The 13797-nt window shown below is 62.5% G+C and carries 15 protein-coding genes; 7 read left to right on the top strand and 8 right to left on the bottom strand.

The window, feature by feature from the left end:
- Positions 1 to 66 precede the first annotated feature (66 nt).
- Together B9A19_RS05385 and B9A19_RS05380 are read left to right on the top strand one after the other, a co-directional pair.
- On the top strand, positions 67 to 1344 hold the full coding sequence (locus B9A19_RS05385) for a serine hydrolase domain-containing protein (RefSeq protein WP_084089679.1): 1278 nt from the start codon (positions 67 to 69) through the stop codon (positions 1342 to 1344).
- Positions 1341 to 2213 carry a polysaccharide deacetylase family protein gene (locus tag B9A19_RS05380; RefSeq protein ID WP_176216795.1) on the top strand — a complete coding sequence of 291 codons (873 nt, stop codon included), beginning with the start codon at positions 1341 to 1343 and terminating at the stop codon, positions 2211 to 2213. Before B9A19_RS05385 ends, B9A19_RS05380 begins: the two co-directional genes overlap by 4 nt.
- Positions 2214 to 2686: 473 nt before the next feature.
- On the opposite strand, the gene B9A19_RS05375 is transcribed toward B9A19_RS05380, so the two are convergent.
- On the bottom strand, positions 2687 to 3610 hold the full coding sequence (locus B9A19_RS05375; RefSeq protein WP_084089675.1) for a DMT family transporter: 924 nt from the start codon (positions 3608 to 3610) through the stop codon (positions 2687 to 2689).
- Positions 3611 to 3760: 150 nt separating this feature from the next.
- On the opposite strand from B9A19_RS05375, the gene B9A19_RS05370 reads away from it, so the two are divergent.
- Both B9A19_RS05370 and B9A19_RS05365 read left to right on the top strand, forming a co-directional pair.
- Positions 3761 to 4705 (top strand): LysR family transcriptional regulator, encoded by a 945-nt coding sequence (locus tag B9A19_RS05370; protein ID WP_176216794.1) that lies wholly within the window; start codon positions 3761 to 3763, stop codon positions 4703 to 4705.
- 23 nt (positions 4706 to 4728) lie between these two features.
- Positions 4729 to 6204, top strand: a complete 1476-nt coding sequence (locus tag B9A19_RS05365; protein ID WP_084089671.1) for a GGDEF domain-containing protein — start codon at positions 4729 to 4731, stop codon at positions 6202 to 6204.
- Positions 6205 to 6572: 368 nt separating this feature from the next.
- On the opposite strand, the gene B9A19_RS05360 is transcribed toward B9A19_RS05365, so the two are convergent.
- The 4 genes from B9A19_RS05360 to B9A19_RS05345 all read right to left on the bottom strand — a co-directional run bounded on the left by B9A19_RS05360 (position 6573) and on the right by B9A19_RS05345 (position 9073).
- On the bottom strand, positions 6573 to 6866 hold the full coding sequence (locus B9A19_RS05360) for a helix-hairpin-helix domain-containing protein (RefSeq protein WP_084089668.1): 294 nt from the start codon (positions 6864 to 6866) through the stop codon (positions 6573 to 6575).
- 280 nt (positions 6867 to 7146) lie between these two features.
- Positions 7147 to 7605, bottom strand: coding sequence for a DUF6841 family protein (locus tag B9A19_RS05355; protein ID WP_139798669.1), 459 nt, complete (start codon positions 7603 to 7605; stop codon positions 7147 to 7149).
- Positions 7606 to 7751: 146 nt separating this feature from the next.
- The gene (locus B9A19_RS05350; protein ID WP_084089664.1) at positions 7752 to 8288 is read right to left on the bottom strand and encodes a YaeQ family protein; all 537 of its coding nucleotides are present in this window, start codon (positions 8286 to 8288) and stop codon (positions 7752 to 7754) included.
- A gap of 92 nt (positions 8289 to 8380) precedes the next feature.
- Positions 8381 to 9073 (bottom strand): acid phosphatase, encoded by a 693-nt coding sequence (locus B9A19_RS05345; protein WP_084089661.1) that lies wholly within the window; start codon positions 9071 to 9073, stop codon positions 8381 to 8383.
- A gap of 165 nt (positions 9074 to 9238) precedes the next feature.
- On the opposite strand from B9A19_RS05345, the gene B9A19_RS05340 reads away from it, so the two are divergent.
- The 3 genes from B9A19_RS05340 to B9A19_RS21995 all read left to right on the top strand — a co-directional run bounded on the left by B9A19_RS05340 (position 9239) and on the right by B9A19_RS21995 (position 10633).
- Positions 9239 to 9661, top strand: coding sequence for a contact-dependent growth inhibition system immunity protein (locus B9A19_RS05340; RefSeq protein ID WP_139798668.1), 423 nt, complete (start codon positions 9239 to 9241; stop codon positions 9659 to 9661).
- A gap of 160 nt (positions 9662 to 9821) precedes the next feature.
- On the top strand, positions 9822 to 10229 hold the full coding sequence (locus B9A19_RS05335; RefSeq protein WP_084089657.1) for a hypothetical protein: 408 nt from the start codon (positions 9822 to 9824) through the stop codon (positions 10227 to 10229).
- A gap of 65 nt (positions 10230 to 10294) precedes the next feature.
- A complete protein-coding gene (locus tag B9A19_RS21995; RefSeq protein WP_139798667.1) occupies positions 10295 to 10633 on the top strand; it encodes a hypothetical protein in 339 nt (112 codons plus the stop codon).
- Positions 10634 to 10764: 131 nt separating this feature from the next.
- Here the strand turns inward: B9A19_RS21995 and B9A19_RS05330 are convergent, their stop codons facing one another.
- The 3 genes from B9A19_RS05330 to B9A19_RS05320 all read right to left on the bottom strand — a co-directional run bounded on the left by B9A19_RS05330 (position 10765) and on the right by B9A19_RS05320 (position 13635).
- Entirely contained in the window at positions 10765 to 11283 is a 519-nt protein-coding gene (locus tag B9A19_RS05330) for a hypothetical protein (protein WP_084089655.1), read from the bottom strand.
- Between the two features lie 172 nt (positions 11284 to 11455).
- Positions 11456 to 12502, bottom strand: a complete 1047-nt coding sequence (locus B9A19_RS05325; RefSeq protein WP_084089653.1) for an S-methyl thiohydantoin desulfurase domain-containing protein — start codon at positions 12500 to 12502, stop codon at positions 11456 to 11458.
- On the bottom strand, positions 12490 to 13635 hold the full coding sequence (locus tag B9A19_RS05320) for a hypothetical protein (protein ID WP_084089650.1): 1146 nt from the start codon (positions 13633 to 13635) through the stop codon (positions 12490 to 12492). Before B9A19_RS05320 ends, B9A19_RS05325 begins: the two co-directional genes overlap by 13 nt.
- Between the last annotated feature and the right edge of the window lie 162 nt (positions 13636 to 13797).

Here is a 13797-nt window from a genome sequence, read left to right as displayed (position 1 = left end):
GCACATCGCGCCTTGCGGGCGGGTTTTCTGCGCTAAGCTGCGGGCATCTCACGTTTTCCTGCCGCCATGAGCCAAGCGCTGCACGACTACCTTGCTGCCTGCACCCGCCTCGACGCCTTCAACGGCGCGGTGGCGGTGCGCGTGCACGGCCAGCTGCTGGCGCAGGCGGCCGCCGGCGTGGCCGATGCAGCCAGTGGCCGGCGCAATACCCCGGCGACGCCGTTTCGCATTGCCTCGCTCAGCAAGAGCTTTACCGCCGCTGCCGTGCTCAAGCTGGCGCAACAAGGCGCACTGGCGCTGGATGCGCCGATCACCGATACCCTGCGCGACTGGCCGCAACTGGCCGGCATCAGCGTGCGGCAGTTGCTGCAGCATTGCAGCGGGCTGGGCAATTTCACCGCGCTGCCCGATTACTGGCCCACGCGCATGCAGCAACCGCACACGCCGCCGCAGTTGATCGATGCCGTACTGGCCGCGCAGCCGCTGCTGCCGGCCGGCGAGGTACGCTACAGCAATACCGGCTATGCCTTGCTGGCGCTGCTGGTCGAGCGCAGCAGCGGCCAGCCGTTTGCCGACTATTTGCGCAACGCGTTCTGGCAGCCGCTGGGCCTGCACGCCACACAGTGCGAGATCGCCGCGCCGCAGCGCGAGCGAGCCTTGGGCCATCATCTGTCACCAGGGCTGGATGCCGCCATGCCGGTGGACATGAGTGTGATGTATGGCGCAGGCAGCCTGTCTGCCACGGTGGCTGACCTCACGCGCTGGGCGTGGGCGCTGGCCAGTGGCCAGGTGCTGGATGCCGCGCACACCGCCGCCATGTTCGCGCACGTGCCGGGCAATGCCTGCATGGGCTGGTGGCGCGACGATGGTGTGTATGCCGGCCAGGAACGCCGCGTCTGGGGCCATCTGGGCGACGTGAATGGCTATACCGCCGCATCACTGCTGCTGCCGGATGAAGGCATCAGCGTGGTGGTGCTGGGCAATATCGGCTTTGTGCCGCAACTGCCCTTGGCGCGCCAACTGGCCGCGCTGGCGCTGGGCGAGCCCGCAACCTTGCCGCAAGCCCCCCTCGCTGCCATGCCGCAGCCATGGGGCGATGGCGAATACCGCGCTACCGACGGCGCCACAGCCGTGCTGGCCGGCGATCTGCTCACGCTGGTGCGCGACTACGGCGTGCCTTGCACGCAGCGCCTGCTGCCCACCGCGCATGGCGCCGACACACAGCACTGGCGCGCCGCGCAGCTGCCCGAACAATATCTGCTGCAGCGCCACGGCAACGCCGTGCAGCTGCAGAGCAGCAACGCACGCGGCGAAACGCGCGTGTTTACGCGGGTGGCCGCATGAGCGCCCGCCAGCCCGACGAGGAGTCCACCATGATCCGCCGTACCCTGTTGTCTGCATTTCTGCCATTGGCCTTGCTGGCGCCGTTCGCTCACGGTGAAAGCGCCTCAGCCCCCGCATCCGCCCCGGTCGCTGCCGTGCCGGCGGGCGAGAAAGCGGTGCAGAAAGTGCGCTCGGCCTATCTGGATGGCTGGGATCAGGTACCGCTGCAGGTGCTGGAAGCCCAGGCCGCCAAGTATCGCGGCACCTACTATCTGGAAGGGCTGCACAACACCAAGCGCATCGCACTCACCTTTGATGACGGCCCCAGCGGCTATACGCGCAGCCTGCTCAAGGTGCTGGCCAAGCATGAGGTCAAGGCCACTTTCTTCGAGCTGGGCGAGCACGTGGCCAGCAACCCGGACGACGCGCGCGCCGTGCTGGCCGCCGGCCATACCATTGCCAACCACAGCTACGACCACCCCTATCTGAACAAGCTGGGCAACGAGCAGGTGTGGGACAAGCAGCTGCTGCGCGCCGAGCAGGTGTTCAAAGACAAGCTGGGCATACGCCCGGCGCTGATGCGCCCGCCCTATGGCGCGCTGACCGATGAGCAAGTCGCCGCCATCGGCGCGCGCGGCTACAAGGCCATTTTGTGGTCGGTGGATACGCAAGACTGGTTCCACGCGCTGCACCTGGGCGCCGATGAAGCCATTTACCGCAGCGTGCTGAGCTACGTTCATCCAGAAGCCATCGTGCTGATGCATGATGGTGGCGGCAAGCGTTCGGGCACCGTCGAGGCGGTGGACCGCATGATCCCCGAGCTGAAAAAGCAGGGCTATGAATTTGTGACCGTAGACCAGTTGATCGGCGTCAAACCGTACCTCGACTGATCATGAAAGATTTCGATTGAGCACACGACCGGTCGCAAGACCGGAAAAGAAAGTGCCTGCCGTGAACGACAAAGCGCCCTTCGGGGCGCTTTGTCGTTGGTGCCGCCTTAACAGCCCCACCAGTCGCAGGGTGCTGAGCACAGCGAATTGCGCCATCCTGCACCGGCCACCACCCACTGCGGCGCAATTCGCGTTGCTCATTGCGCCCTGCGCGGCCGCATTACGCTCACTTGCCTTGCGGTTTGTGCTGCCTGCGCTTCGCCTGCCTTGCCAGCACCGCTGCGCCAGGTTTTGTTACAGGCGCAGTGTCTGCCGTAGGGTGCAATGAGCACAGCGAATTGCGCCATCCTGCACCAGCCACCACCCACTACGGCGCAATTCGCGTTGCTCATTGCGCCCTACGCGGCTGCCGTGAACGACAAAGCGCCCTTCGGGGCGCTTTGTCGTTGGTGGACGCAATCTAGCTAAAAAGATCACGCCTGCCGCGCAGCACACCCCGTCGGCAAGGTCGCTACCGCCGGGCGCGGCTTGGTCGAGGCGTAGATCACGCCGCCGATCACCAGCGCTGCGCCGGCCAGTTGTGCGCCGGTCACGGCCTGCCCCATCACCACGCCCATCAGGGTGGCAAAAATGGGCACCAGGTTCATGAACAGCGCGGCCTTGGCCGGGCCGATCTTGCTCACGCTGTCGTTCCACCACTGGTAGGCCAGCACCGAACCGCCTATGCTCATGATCAGCACCGCGATGATGGCGCCCAGCGGCGGCACGTGCAGCAGATCGCCGGTTACGCTTTGCGCAAAGCTCGCCATCAGCACGCCGCCCATGGCAATGGTGGCGGTGGTGATCTGCAGCGGCGCCAGGCCCTTGATGAAGCGGCGCGGAATCACCGAATAGACGGCCCAGCCCACGGCGGCCAGCAGCACCAGCAAATCACCCGGGGTGAACGACAGCGCCAGCAGCGCATGCAGCGAGCCATGGCTGACCACGGTGGCCACGCCGGCCAGCCCCAGCAGCAGGCCCACGATCTGCCGGCCGCTGATATGCTCGCGCATCAGCAGCGCGGCAAACAGCGTGGTGATGGCCGGGTTGAGCGCCACGATCAGCGCGCCATTCACCGGCGAGGTCAGCCGCAGGCCGTAAAACAGTGCGATGTTGAAGCCGCAGATGCCGATGGTGGCCATGGCCAGCAAGGGCCACAAGTTGCGCCGCATGCCGGCCCAGTTGATCTTTTCGCGCCAGTGCAGCAGCGGCAGCAGCAGCGCGCCGGCCAGCAGAAAGCGCCAGCCACCCACGGCCAGCGGCGACATGTAGGCAACGGCATATTTGCCCAGGTGGAACATGGCGGCCCAGAAAAATGCCGCAAGGGCGAGTTTGAACCAGGTAAGGGGAGTGCCCATGGTATTTACTCCAGTGAGAACCTGCGTGCGGTCTGGCTGTGGAGGCCTGATCGAAGCCCCTCGCTCAACCGTTACCCCGGGTGGAGGTATGACCACGCATGGCGGTTTGTCGTGTAGCGATTATAATTTTCCAAAAACGGTACGGAGTTGGTGAGTTTGGAAAATCAATTTCCACAATTGGAAAATGCCAGCACGCTGGACTGGAACGACCTCAAGTTCTTTCTGGCCGTGGCGCGCGGCGGCGGGCTGACGCCGGCGGCGCAGGCGCTGCGCACCAGTGCCTCGACCGTATCGCGCCATATCGACAGCATGGAAACGCGGCTGGGCGCGCGGCTGTTTCTGCGCCAGCAACGCGGCTATCTGCTCACCGATCAGGGCGGCGCGCTGTTCGAGCAAGTGGCCGAGGTCGAGCGCGCCATGCTGGCGCTGGAGCGCAGCGGCAGCGCGATTGGCGACGGCGCCTGCGGCCGGGTGCGCTTTGCCACGTCCGAAACGCTGGCGCACCAGCTGATCGCGCCCAATCTGGTCGAGCTGGTGCGCGCCCACCCCCAGCTGCAGGTCGAGCTGATCGTGGGGCGCAATCTGGCCGATCTGGGCCGGCGCGAGGCCGATCTGGCGCTGCGCATCGTCGGCAGCCCCGAGCGCGAGCACGATCCGGACTACATCGCGCATGCACTGGGCGGCATGCCGTTTGCGCTGTATGCCGCGCCGGCGCTGCTGCAAGGCGTGGATGACTGGCGCAAGCTGCCGCACATCGCCTGGGATGCCCAATGGGCCACCAGCCGGCCAGTGGGGCAGTGGCTGGCGCGCACCTTTGACGGACGCGAGCCGATACTGCGCACCAACAGCATTACCGCAAAATACATGGCGGCACGCTCGGGGCTGGGCGTGGTGTCCTTGCCGTGCTTTTTTGGCGATGTACAGACCGGCTTGCAGAAGCTGGCGCCGCTGGGCATCGATTTTCTACCGCAGCTATGGCTGGTGTACCACCGCGACCTGAAAGCCAGCCGCCGCGTGCAGGTGGTGCGCGAATTCGTCGAGCGGCTGGTGCAGCAGCATATTCTCGCGCCGGCTGCCGGGCAGGCGGCACAATGAGGCCCATCGTGGAGAAACCGCCCATGCCGCTGCGCGTAAAACTCATCCTGTCGCTGCTGCTCACCAGCCTCTTGGCCGTGCTGGCCGTGGGCGGCGTGGCCTATCAGCAGCTGCAGCGCAAATTCGACCGCAGCGCCGCCGAGCAGGCGTTTGCCGGCTTTCGCGCCGACGTGATCGCCTATATCGGCCAATATGGCTCGTGGCAGGCCGCCAGTGCGCGCGAATCCTTTCGCGATTTTGCCCGCCGCCATCAAGGCAGCCACACGCCGCCACCGGGCAGCGGGGAACAGCCCGGTCCGGATGCTGCGGGCGATGCCGGGCGCAGCCCGGCGGAGCGAGAGGACGCCGCACGCGGCCCGCAACAGGGGCGTGGCCCCGACAACGGCGACGGACCCGGGCGCCGTCCGGAACAGCGGGATGGCCCCGGGCATGGCCCGGACGACGCCCCGCCACCGGGTGAACGCCCACCGCCGCCAGACGGACGCCCGGCGCATGACGGCCCGCCCCCCGGCCAGCGCCCGCCCCCGCCACATGGCGGCGACGATGCCCCCACCTTCCGCTTTGTGCTGTTCGATGCCGACGGCCGCGCGCTGCTGCCCACGCCGCCTTACCGGGTGGGCGAGCAACTGCCCGACGATGCCCGCTCCGACGCACAAGCCATCACCGGCAACGACGGCCAGCTGCTGGCCTATGCGCTGCCCAATGGCCAGGCCACGCTATCGCGCGCCGATCGGGAGTTCCTGTCTGCCCTGCGCCAGGCGCTGCTGGTGGGTGCGCTGGCCGCCATCGTCGTCGCTGTGGCGCTGGGCCTGTTGCTGAGCAATGCGCTCAGCGGTGCGCTGCGCCGGTTGACCGTGGCCAGCCGCGCCCTCGCCGACGGCCAGCTGGGCGTGCAAGTGGATGTGCAAACGCGCGACGAAGTGGGTGAGCTGGCGCACGCCTTCAACCGCATGAGCCGCGAGCTGGCCGCATCGCACGCCACCATCGCGCAGCAGGCCGAGCAACTGCGCGAGCTGAGCGTGCGCGATCCGCTCACACTGCTGTTCAACCGCCGCCACTTCGACGAACAAGCCACACGCCTGCTGGCGCAAGCCGCCCGCAGCAGCCGTCCGGTGGCGCTGGTAATGGCCGATCTGGATCACTTCAAGCAGATCAACGACGCACATTCGCACGCCGTGGGCGATGCCGTGCTCAAGACCGTTGCCCAGCTGCTGCAAGACCACACCCGCAGCGGCGACCTGCTGGCGCGCTACGGCGGCGAGGAATTCGTGCTGGCCTTCCCCGACACCGGGCTATCCGACGCGCTGGCGCTGTGCGACAAACTGCGCGCGCTGATCGAGCGCCACCCCTGGGCCAACCTGCACCCCGACCTGACAGTCACCATGAGCCTGGGCGTGGCAATTGCCACCAGCGGCGAAACAGCCGAACAGGCGCTCAAGCGCGCCGACGCGCAGCTTTACGCCGCCAAGGCGGCGGGGCGGAACCGGGTGTGTGCGTGACGGACGACGCGCGAAGGGCATGGCCGTAGGGCGCCAATGAGCGCAGCGAATTGCGCCGCATGCATGCACCGGCCACCAGCCAATACGGCGCATTGCGCTCACGCTTATTGCACCCTACCCGCTAACGATAACCATGCGCCCGGACGTGGCGTGCCACCAGCGGCGAAACAGCCGAACAGGCGCTCAAGCGCGCCGACGCGCAGCTTTACGCCGCCAAGGCGGCGGGGCGGAACCGGGTGTGTGCGTGACGGACGACGCGCGAAGGGCATGGCCGTAGGGCGCCAATGAGCGCAGCGAATTGCGCCGCATGCATGCACCGGCCACCAGCCAATACGGCGCAATGCGCTACGCTTATTGCGCCCTACCCGCTACACCTTGCGCGCCGCCTGCAGCCGCTTGCGCTCCGCCGTGTAATCCCACCAAGGCCTTGCCGGGGCGCCCTGCATGAAGTCGATGGCGGCCATGAAGGTATCGATCACGCATGGGTCATGCTGCGCGCCGGTGGCGACGCACAGCCGCAGGTGCAGCGCGAAGGCATCTTGCCCGACCAGCTGCGCCGGTTGCGTGATGCCCAGCAGCTGCAAATCGGCCGCCATGGCCTTGCCGATATTGGGCAGGTCTTGCAGTTGCCGGACTTGATCGCGTGTTTGGGCTTTGGGCATGCTTGGCTCCGGGCGATGGCCACACTCGCAGGGTGCAATAAGCGTAGCGCATTGCGCCACCGGCTCGCGCTTGCCGCTTCGGCCCATACGGCGCAATACGCTGCGCTCGCGCCCTGCGCGCTGTTCACGCCCTGGGCTTCGGGCATGGTTGGCTCCGGGCAACGGGCAGGCTCGTAGGGTGCAATAAGCGTAGCGCATTGCACCACCGGTTTGCGCTTGCCGCTTCGGCCCATACGGTGCAATACGCTACGCTCGCGCTCTACGCGCTATGTGCAGGCCTTCAAGCATCGAGCCGCGCTTCCTCATAGGCGGTGCACAGCCGCACCAACCAGCCGTGCTCGCCCCTGAGCAGATTGTAGCCGGTGTGGAATTGCCACGGCGGCAGGTCACCCTCGCGGGTGATGTGCCACGCCACATCCAGTACCGCATGATCCGGCCCTTGCGGCCACCAATGCGCAACGGTGTAGCTGGCAGCAACGTAGCCGCCGTCGCGGTACAGCGTGCACAGCGCGGCCATGTTCGCCGTTATGGCTGCGGCATCGGTCCAGTGCGTGTAGCTGCTGCCGTGCGCGATGGCCGAGGGCACGGCGTAGAGCGCGGCAATTGCCGCACCGTCCAGTGCGTTGAAAGCCGCGCAATAGCGGGCAACGAAGTCGGCGAGATCGGCCGGCATGGCCTTGCCGATGTTGGGCAGGTCTTGCAGCTGCTGCGCCTGTTCACGCGCTTGTGCTTTGAGCATGGTGTGTTCCGGTGATGAGCGGCGCATTGCGTAGGGCGTCAATGAGCATAGCGAATTGCGCCACATGCATGCACCAGCCACCTGCAACTACGGCGCAATACGCTACGCTCGCGCCCTACTCATCGCCAATACAGCCGGCAGCGCACTCATTTCACCGTGGTCAGCTCGACCAGGAGATTGGTGTTGTCATTCGACAGCCACAGTTGCCCGTCCTGGATGGTGGCTTGCAGCTGCATGGTGCGCTCGGCCATCGCGCCCAGCGCGGTCAGCGTCTCCGGGGCGATGCTGACCACGTGCAGGTGATCAAAGCGGATCATCTGGCCCTTGATGCCGTCCCACCACATTTCGGCCTGGCGGCCGCCGTAGCTGTACAGCCAGACTTCGGCCGCGCGGTTGCAGGCTTTGCGCAGGCGTTTTTCGTCTGGCAGGCCCAGCTCGATCCACAGCTCGATCTCGTCGACCAGATTCTTTTGCCAGATGGTGGCGTCGTCTTCATCGCTGATGCCACGGCCGAACTCCAGCGTTTCGGATGCGTGGCGGGCAAAGGCCAGCACGCGCAGCATCATGCGCTCGTCGGTTTCGGACGGATGGCGCGCAATGGTCAGCGAGTGCGATGCGTAATAGCCGCGATCCATATCGGTGATATTGAGATCGGCCTTGAAAATGGTGGCTTTGAGGGCCATGGGCAGCTCGGTAGCAATAAAAAAGCCGCCCAGTTTAACCGGGCGGCTGGCTTATGGCTGCAAGTGCTTGAATTTAAAAGTGCGAACCGTGCTCACAGACCAAGGGCTGCGCGCAACTCAGCCCGGGCCGGTGCGTATTCAGCCTGGAAATCCGGGCGGGCAAACAGGTTTTGTGCGATCAGCGCGCCGGCCACACGGCCCATTTGCGTATCCGAGCGATAGTGGATGCCGGCCACGATGCGGTTCTCGGCATAGCCTGCAGCACGGGCGAACAATGCGGCGCGCTTCTCCGGCACCATGTCGGCCAGCACGGTGGCCATCAGGTAGCCCACCGTGGCGTGGCCCGACGGCCACGAGCCCGAGCTGGTCAGCTTGACGACGGGCTTGATGTCCTTGGACAGCAGATGCGGGCGCGGGCGCTTCCACACATCCTTGGCCGGATCGACCACGGCGCCTTCGGTCTCGACCACGCGGGCGAAGAAGGCATTGAGCTTGGGCAGATTGGCCGCCGTGAACTTGGGGCCGAGCACATCGGCAAAGCGCCAGACATCCTCGGTGGCATCGGCCTTGGCAGCGGCTTCTTGCTCGGCCGTGCGGCTGGCCTGAATGCTGAGCACCTCGGCAATCTCGGCCTTGGTCTGCGCCGAATCATTGGCCGGCGGCGGCGGCAGGAAGCGGGTGAGGTCTACTTCCTTGTTCGAGATATAAGGCAGCGGATCGGCAGCGTGCGCGCTGACAAAACCGAACGAGGCAAACAGGGCAAAAGCGGCAAGTGTATGGCGCATGGGGTAACCGTCCAGATGAGGGATGCGGCATGCTAGGTTGGGGGTGTTGCAGATGGATGACAAGTTACAAACGTCTGGAGGTTTGTTGCGGGGGCGGCCCTTGCGTTTTGCGCGGCAGGCCGTTTCAATGACGCGCATGCACGCCCCTGTCCCTGGTGAGAAGGAATGACCGACCGGAGTAAATCAATCGCACAGCTGGAAGGAAATGACTGGGGCGATCCTGGCGATGCATCACCCTTGTTTCGGCGCGTATTTGCACTGCGCAACAAGCCCATCAGGGATTTTGATGCCGAGGATGCCAGGGTCATGATCGGGCAGGATGTGGGACTGGCACAGCTGATCCCGGTTGCGCTTGAGTTTCTGACCAAGAATCCGTACTGCGCCGGCATGCACTACCCCGGCGATTTGCTGATCAACGTCTTGCGTGCCGACCCGGCGTTTTTTCGCCAACACCGTAGCATGCGGTGTCAGCTTGAAGAGATCATCGACAGGGCAAAAACAAATCTGGATCAGCTGAGCGAAGCAGACAAAGCATGCCTGATCGATGCGCTTGCCGATGCGCTGAAGACATTTGCTCAAAGCGAATAAAGCAGCCAGCCGTAGGGCGCAATAAATGCAGTGCATTGCGCCGTAACAGCCACCAGCCTTGCTCGGCGCAATGCGCTGCGCTTGTTGCGCCCGACTTGCGCCTTGAGAATTGCAAGCATGAAAACGCCCTTCGAACAGCAGCCCACACTGGGACCAAAAAATGAGCTCCAATTCATTCCTTGTAAATGACTACCATGAATTGATCGCGCTGCAGCGCGTCTTTCGAGAGGCCAAGTTTTGCTTCGAGGCAAGTGATCCGGAGATTTCTGCCAGCCCGATTGTTGCCAGATTGTTCGATCGTTTGCTCGATACGCTCATTGAAGTCGACGTTACCCGGAAAGGTGATATCGCACGCAAGCGGTGGGCAGACTGGCTGAGCATGCATCCGGCTCGCGAAGAGTGGCAGGTCTCGGTCCGCCGGGCGGCCGAGGAACACGACTGGGATCACTGGTCTGAGGATGAACGTATCAGCTATGCAAGAACATTGCTGTCGCCATTTATCCTGGCGCAAGACTTGATTGAACTATTTATCGAAGAAGTCAGTACTGCACGGCATACTGAAGAATAGCGATATTCTTGGCTCATGCAATTCAGTCCGCATGCCGCAGCGCTTGCCAATGATGCGAGAACGAAATGATTTATACCCGCTGGATGGTTTTGCTGATTTTTCTCACCGGATGTTCAAGCCAGCAATCTTTGCGGCGGGATGTTTTACTGGCAACGCCAATTGGCACAAAATTGGTAGATGTGCTGAATTTCTGCAAAAATGCAAAAATTGATTGCAGACCAAACTACCAAGCTGGATATTTGAATCAGGATGCGGGCAGTGTGGTCGGGGTGAAATCTGTTTACGGCATTTTAAAGAGGCAAGACTTGTACCTCGTACACCTCTCGTCCGAGGTAAACTGGGGATTCGACAAGGATGGAAAATTGATCGACGTGTGGGTGTGGAATACAGCAGATTCTCTCTAAGCGTATAAAGGACAGCCAGCAGGGCGCAATAGCGCAGCATATTGCGCCGCAGGCAATCCCCTGCGCTGCACCCGGCTGCGCTCAATCCGCGGCGCAAGGCACTGTGCTTGTTGCTGTCGATTTGCAAAGCTTTAATTCAGGATTTTATCAAATTCTTTGAACAGGCGTGCTTGCGAATATTCTGGATTTACCTCCAGAATATTCGCAAGCAAATTCAAGGAAAATCTTTTAATTTCATCAAGCAACTCGTCCAATGAAACCAGCGCAATCTTCTGCACCAGCCTTGATTGTTCCAGTTTTTCATGCAGAAAAAAACTGCTTTTGTCATCAATTGAAATTTCAGAAACTTCCACCATGTTACCAATCAGTTCAAACTGAATGTAGGTAGATATCGTATCGATATCAATAAATGCGGCGTAGCGTCCTTTTTGAAGGGCTGCGAATACTTTACCCAACGATTCGAGGATATCCGATATCACAAACCAGCCAGACTCATCGGCCGTGATTTCGCCATCCGGAATATACCCGTACTTGCCATACTCGCCCGAAACAAGAAAGTAGCCACTGATAAATAGGTGATCAGCTGCAGCGTGAGGCTGCTTTAGGCTCTCGTACTGCCCTTCAGGAATGCGGCAGGCAATGGAAAACATGTTCCGGGGTCCTGGTTATTTAAAATTTTCTGGTACAAGCGGAGCGCGCTAGTGCAGCATATTGCACCTTAACAGCCACCGGCCTTGCTCGGCGATGCGCCGCTTAAAACGCGCGGCGCAATTCGCCATGCTCATTGCACCCTACGCCTGTTGCGCCCCACCGCCCATCACATCAAGCCAAAACCGCCCGCGCCGCAGCCGCATGCACCTTGAATATCCGGTCCCACTCGGCCACGCATTCGGTTGATACCGGGCAGGAGGGCGGGATGCTCAGGATGAACAGCTCCTCGCCCACCAGGCCCGGCAGTTCGATGGTGCGTATGCCACGGCCGTGGCGGTCGACGATGGCGATGATTTGCGGCGCGCGCACCAGGCGCTGGCCGTCGCAATCGACAAACAAAAACTCATTGACGATGCCCAGCTCGAAGCGGCCGATGCGTATGGTCTTTACATTGAAATCCTTGTCGTCGTTCGAGTAATCCTGCACGTCGGCCAGTACGCCGGCGCCGACGAAGCTGCCGCGCGTAAAGGCCAGGATGTCGTCGATCGGGTTGCGGCTGCCTATGCTTTTGCCCAGCTGTATGGTCTGCGTGACGCTGTGCGGGTAGAGCATGCGCGTTTGCCGGGTGAGGAACAGCGCGGCGGCCACGCCGGCTGATTTGGCAAGGTTGCGGTAGGTCAGCTCCAGCTCGCGCGCGGCTTCGAAGCCCCAGGCGTCGCCCTTGATGCCGCGTTCTTTTTCCTTCAAGCCCTCGGCGGTATTTTCCAGCACGATATAGGACGATTTCAGCGAGATGCCCTGCTCGACGGCAAAGGTGAGCGGAATGGACGGAATCGCGGTATAGCCGACGTAATCACCGTCGATCATGGGTTTGTCGAGCATGCTGCACACGTAGAGCGCGCGATCCATCTGCGAGCGATTGATCTCGATTGGCGGCAGGCCATGCAGGCTGGCCAGCGATACGCCCTCGTTGCCCAGCAGCATGTCCAGCGCTTGCCGGCAGTAGTCGCCCCAGTCTTGCTGCGTGCCGGTGGCGCCGATTTTCACCACCGAGGCCATGTAGCCGCGCATTTCGTCCGGCGCGATCAACCAGGGGATGTCGCTCTGGCTGCCATTCAGAATGGCGCTCATGAAGGGAATGGCGCTGCCGCTGCCCCTGGCCACGATATTGGCGCCTTTTTCATAGTAAACCAGATCGTCTTTGCTCAAGCGTTGCATGTTGCTGCTCCTGCTTCGGCCCAATGCACGCCCTGTGCGCTGATTTGCGCGTGCATCGAGTCCGAAAGTGATTGATAGGCGCTGGACAGCAGCTGCTGGCGCGTTGCTGCCGCGTCACCGCCCATTGCACCGTTGCTTTGTTGCTGAAGGGCGGCGGCGTGGCCGCTGGCGATGAGGGCGTCCAGAAAGGTGTATTTGCCCTGGCGCGTTGCCGGGGTAGTAGCTGTGTGCTGCAAGGGGCCGTGATAATCGAAGCCGCTTTTCCAGATCAGCGGGAACATGGGTTGATCCAGCGCCTGGAACAGTTGCCCCACCAGATCGTTGTATTCCGAGGTACCGCCGGTGACGAACAGATCGACCCCGAGCGAGGCAATGGCATACATGCGTGGAATGGCGCGCAGCGACAGGAATTGCCACTCGCCCGCCGGCACCGGCTGATGGCAGCGCAAACAGCTGGCCGCGTCATCGGTGGCAATGTGCACCCGCCCGTGGCAACCGCCCAGGTGCAGACCCCAGTATTCGCGGCTGCCAGCCGGCATGCAGCCCAGTTCGCGCAGCGTGGCGCGCACCGGCTCGCTAAAGAGCGCCTGCAGCGCGCCGCTGGCGTGCAGCTCGTCTTCCCACGCGCCCAGATCGGCAAACAGGATGTTGCTTACGCCCAATCGTTGCAGAATGGCAAACAGCTGCCTTTGCCCGTATTCGGCGATATTGCCGGCCTGTGCGGCGCATTCGGCAATCAGGGTGGCAATATCATCCAGCCCGATCAGGCCATGCGGCAGAGCGGCAGGATCAATTGCTTCGGCATATAGCTTGCGCATCTGGGCGCTGGCAGCGGCTGATTCGGCAGAGATGACGCCAAACTTCAATGGCAATTGCTTGAGCTTTTTCGCATTGATATCGTCGAAAAAGATACGGCTGGCAAATTCGCCTTGTGGATTGGGTGTGGCGCTGGGAAACAGCCAGGACGTCAATTTGTCGGCCTTGCTGATCACGTCGCGATCTTCCAGCAAAAATACCGGCGTATAGCCGTTTTGCTTGGCCAGCAGCGACATGATGATGATTTTCTGGATGGTGGCAGGCCTGATTTCCACACCCAGTTGCTCGCCGGCGATCACCAGCGGCTTGATGGCCATGGTTGCCTCGAATCCTGCCGGCAAAGCCAGCCCGTATTTATGGTGCGTGGCACGTATATGAGGAATCAGTGATGAAATGCTTTTCTTGCAGTGGCTGCTTGTTTTGATTTGTTCAAGCGGAACAATGCTTGCGCTTTGCAGCAATGACATGAACAGGGTCCT

Source organism: Andreprevotia lacus DSM 23236 (assembly GCF_900176275.1).
Taxonomy (GTDB): domain Bacteria; phylum Pseudomonadota; class Gammaproteobacteria; order Burkholderiales; family Chitinibacteraceae; genus Andreprevotia; species Andreprevotia lacus.
The sequence above is the reverse complement of the archived record's forward strand: the minus strand, read 5'-3'. Positions and strand labels throughout refer to the sequence as shown.

Bases quoted from the DNA above. Each gene is read 5' to 3' on its own strand.
- B9A19_RS05320 (WP_084089650.1), bottom strand. From the start codon at position 13,635: ATGGCCATCAAGCCGCTGGTGATCGCCGGCGAGCAACTGGGTGTGGAA.
- B9A19_RS05325 (WP_084089653.1), bottom strand. From the start codon at position 12,502: ATGCAACGCTTGAGCAAAGACGATCTGGTTTACTATGAAAAAGGCGCC.
- B9A19_RS05385 (WP_084089679.1), top strand. From the start codon at position 67: ATGAGCCAAGCGCTGCACGACTACCTTGCTGCCTGCACCCGCCTCGAC.
- B9A19_RS05355 (WP_139798669.1), bottom strand. From the start codon at position 7,605: ATGCTCAAAGCACAAGCGCGTGAACAGGCGCAGCAGCTGCAAGACCTG.
- B9A19_RS05345 (WP_084089661.1), bottom strand. From the start codon at position 9,073: ATGCGCCATACACTTGCCGCTTTTGCCCTGTTTGCCTCGTTCGGTTTT.
- B9A19_RS05330 (WP_084089655.1), bottom strand. From the start codon at position 11,283: ATGTTTTCCATTGCCTGCCGCATTCCTGAAGGGCAGTACGAGAGCCTA.
- B9A19_RS05375 (WP_084089675.1), bottom strand. From the start codon at position 3,610: ATGGGCACTCCCCTTACCTGGTTCAAACTCGCCCTTGCGGCATTTTTC.
- B9A19_RS05340 (WP_139798668.1), top strand. From the start codon at position 9,239: ATGACCGACCGGAGTAAATCAATCGCACAGCTGGAAGGAAATGACTGG.
- B9A19_RS21995 (WP_139798667.1), top strand. From the start codon at position 10,295: ATGATTTATACCCGCTGGATGGTTTTGCTGATTTTTCTCACCGGATGT.
- B9A19_RS05380 (WP_176216795.1), top strand. From the start codon at position 1,341: ATGAGCGCCCGCCAGCCCGACGAGGAGTCCACCATGATCCGCCGTACC.
- B9A19_RS05365 (WP_084089671.1), top strand. From the start codon at position 4,729: ATGCCGCTGCGCGTAAAACTCATCCTGTCGCTGCTGCTCACCAGCCTC.
- B9A19_RS05350 (WP_084089664.1), bottom strand. From the start codon at position 8,288: ATGGCCCTCAAAGCCACCATTTTCAAGGCCGATCTCAATATCACCGAT.
- B9A19_RS05335 (WP_084089657.1), top strand. From the start codon at position 9,822: ATGAGCTCCAATTCATTCCTTGTAAATGACTACCATGAATTGATCGCG.
- B9A19_RS05360 (WP_084089668.1), bottom strand. From the start codon at position 6,866: ATGCCCAAAGCCCAAACACGCGATCAAGTCCGGCAACTGCAAGACCTG.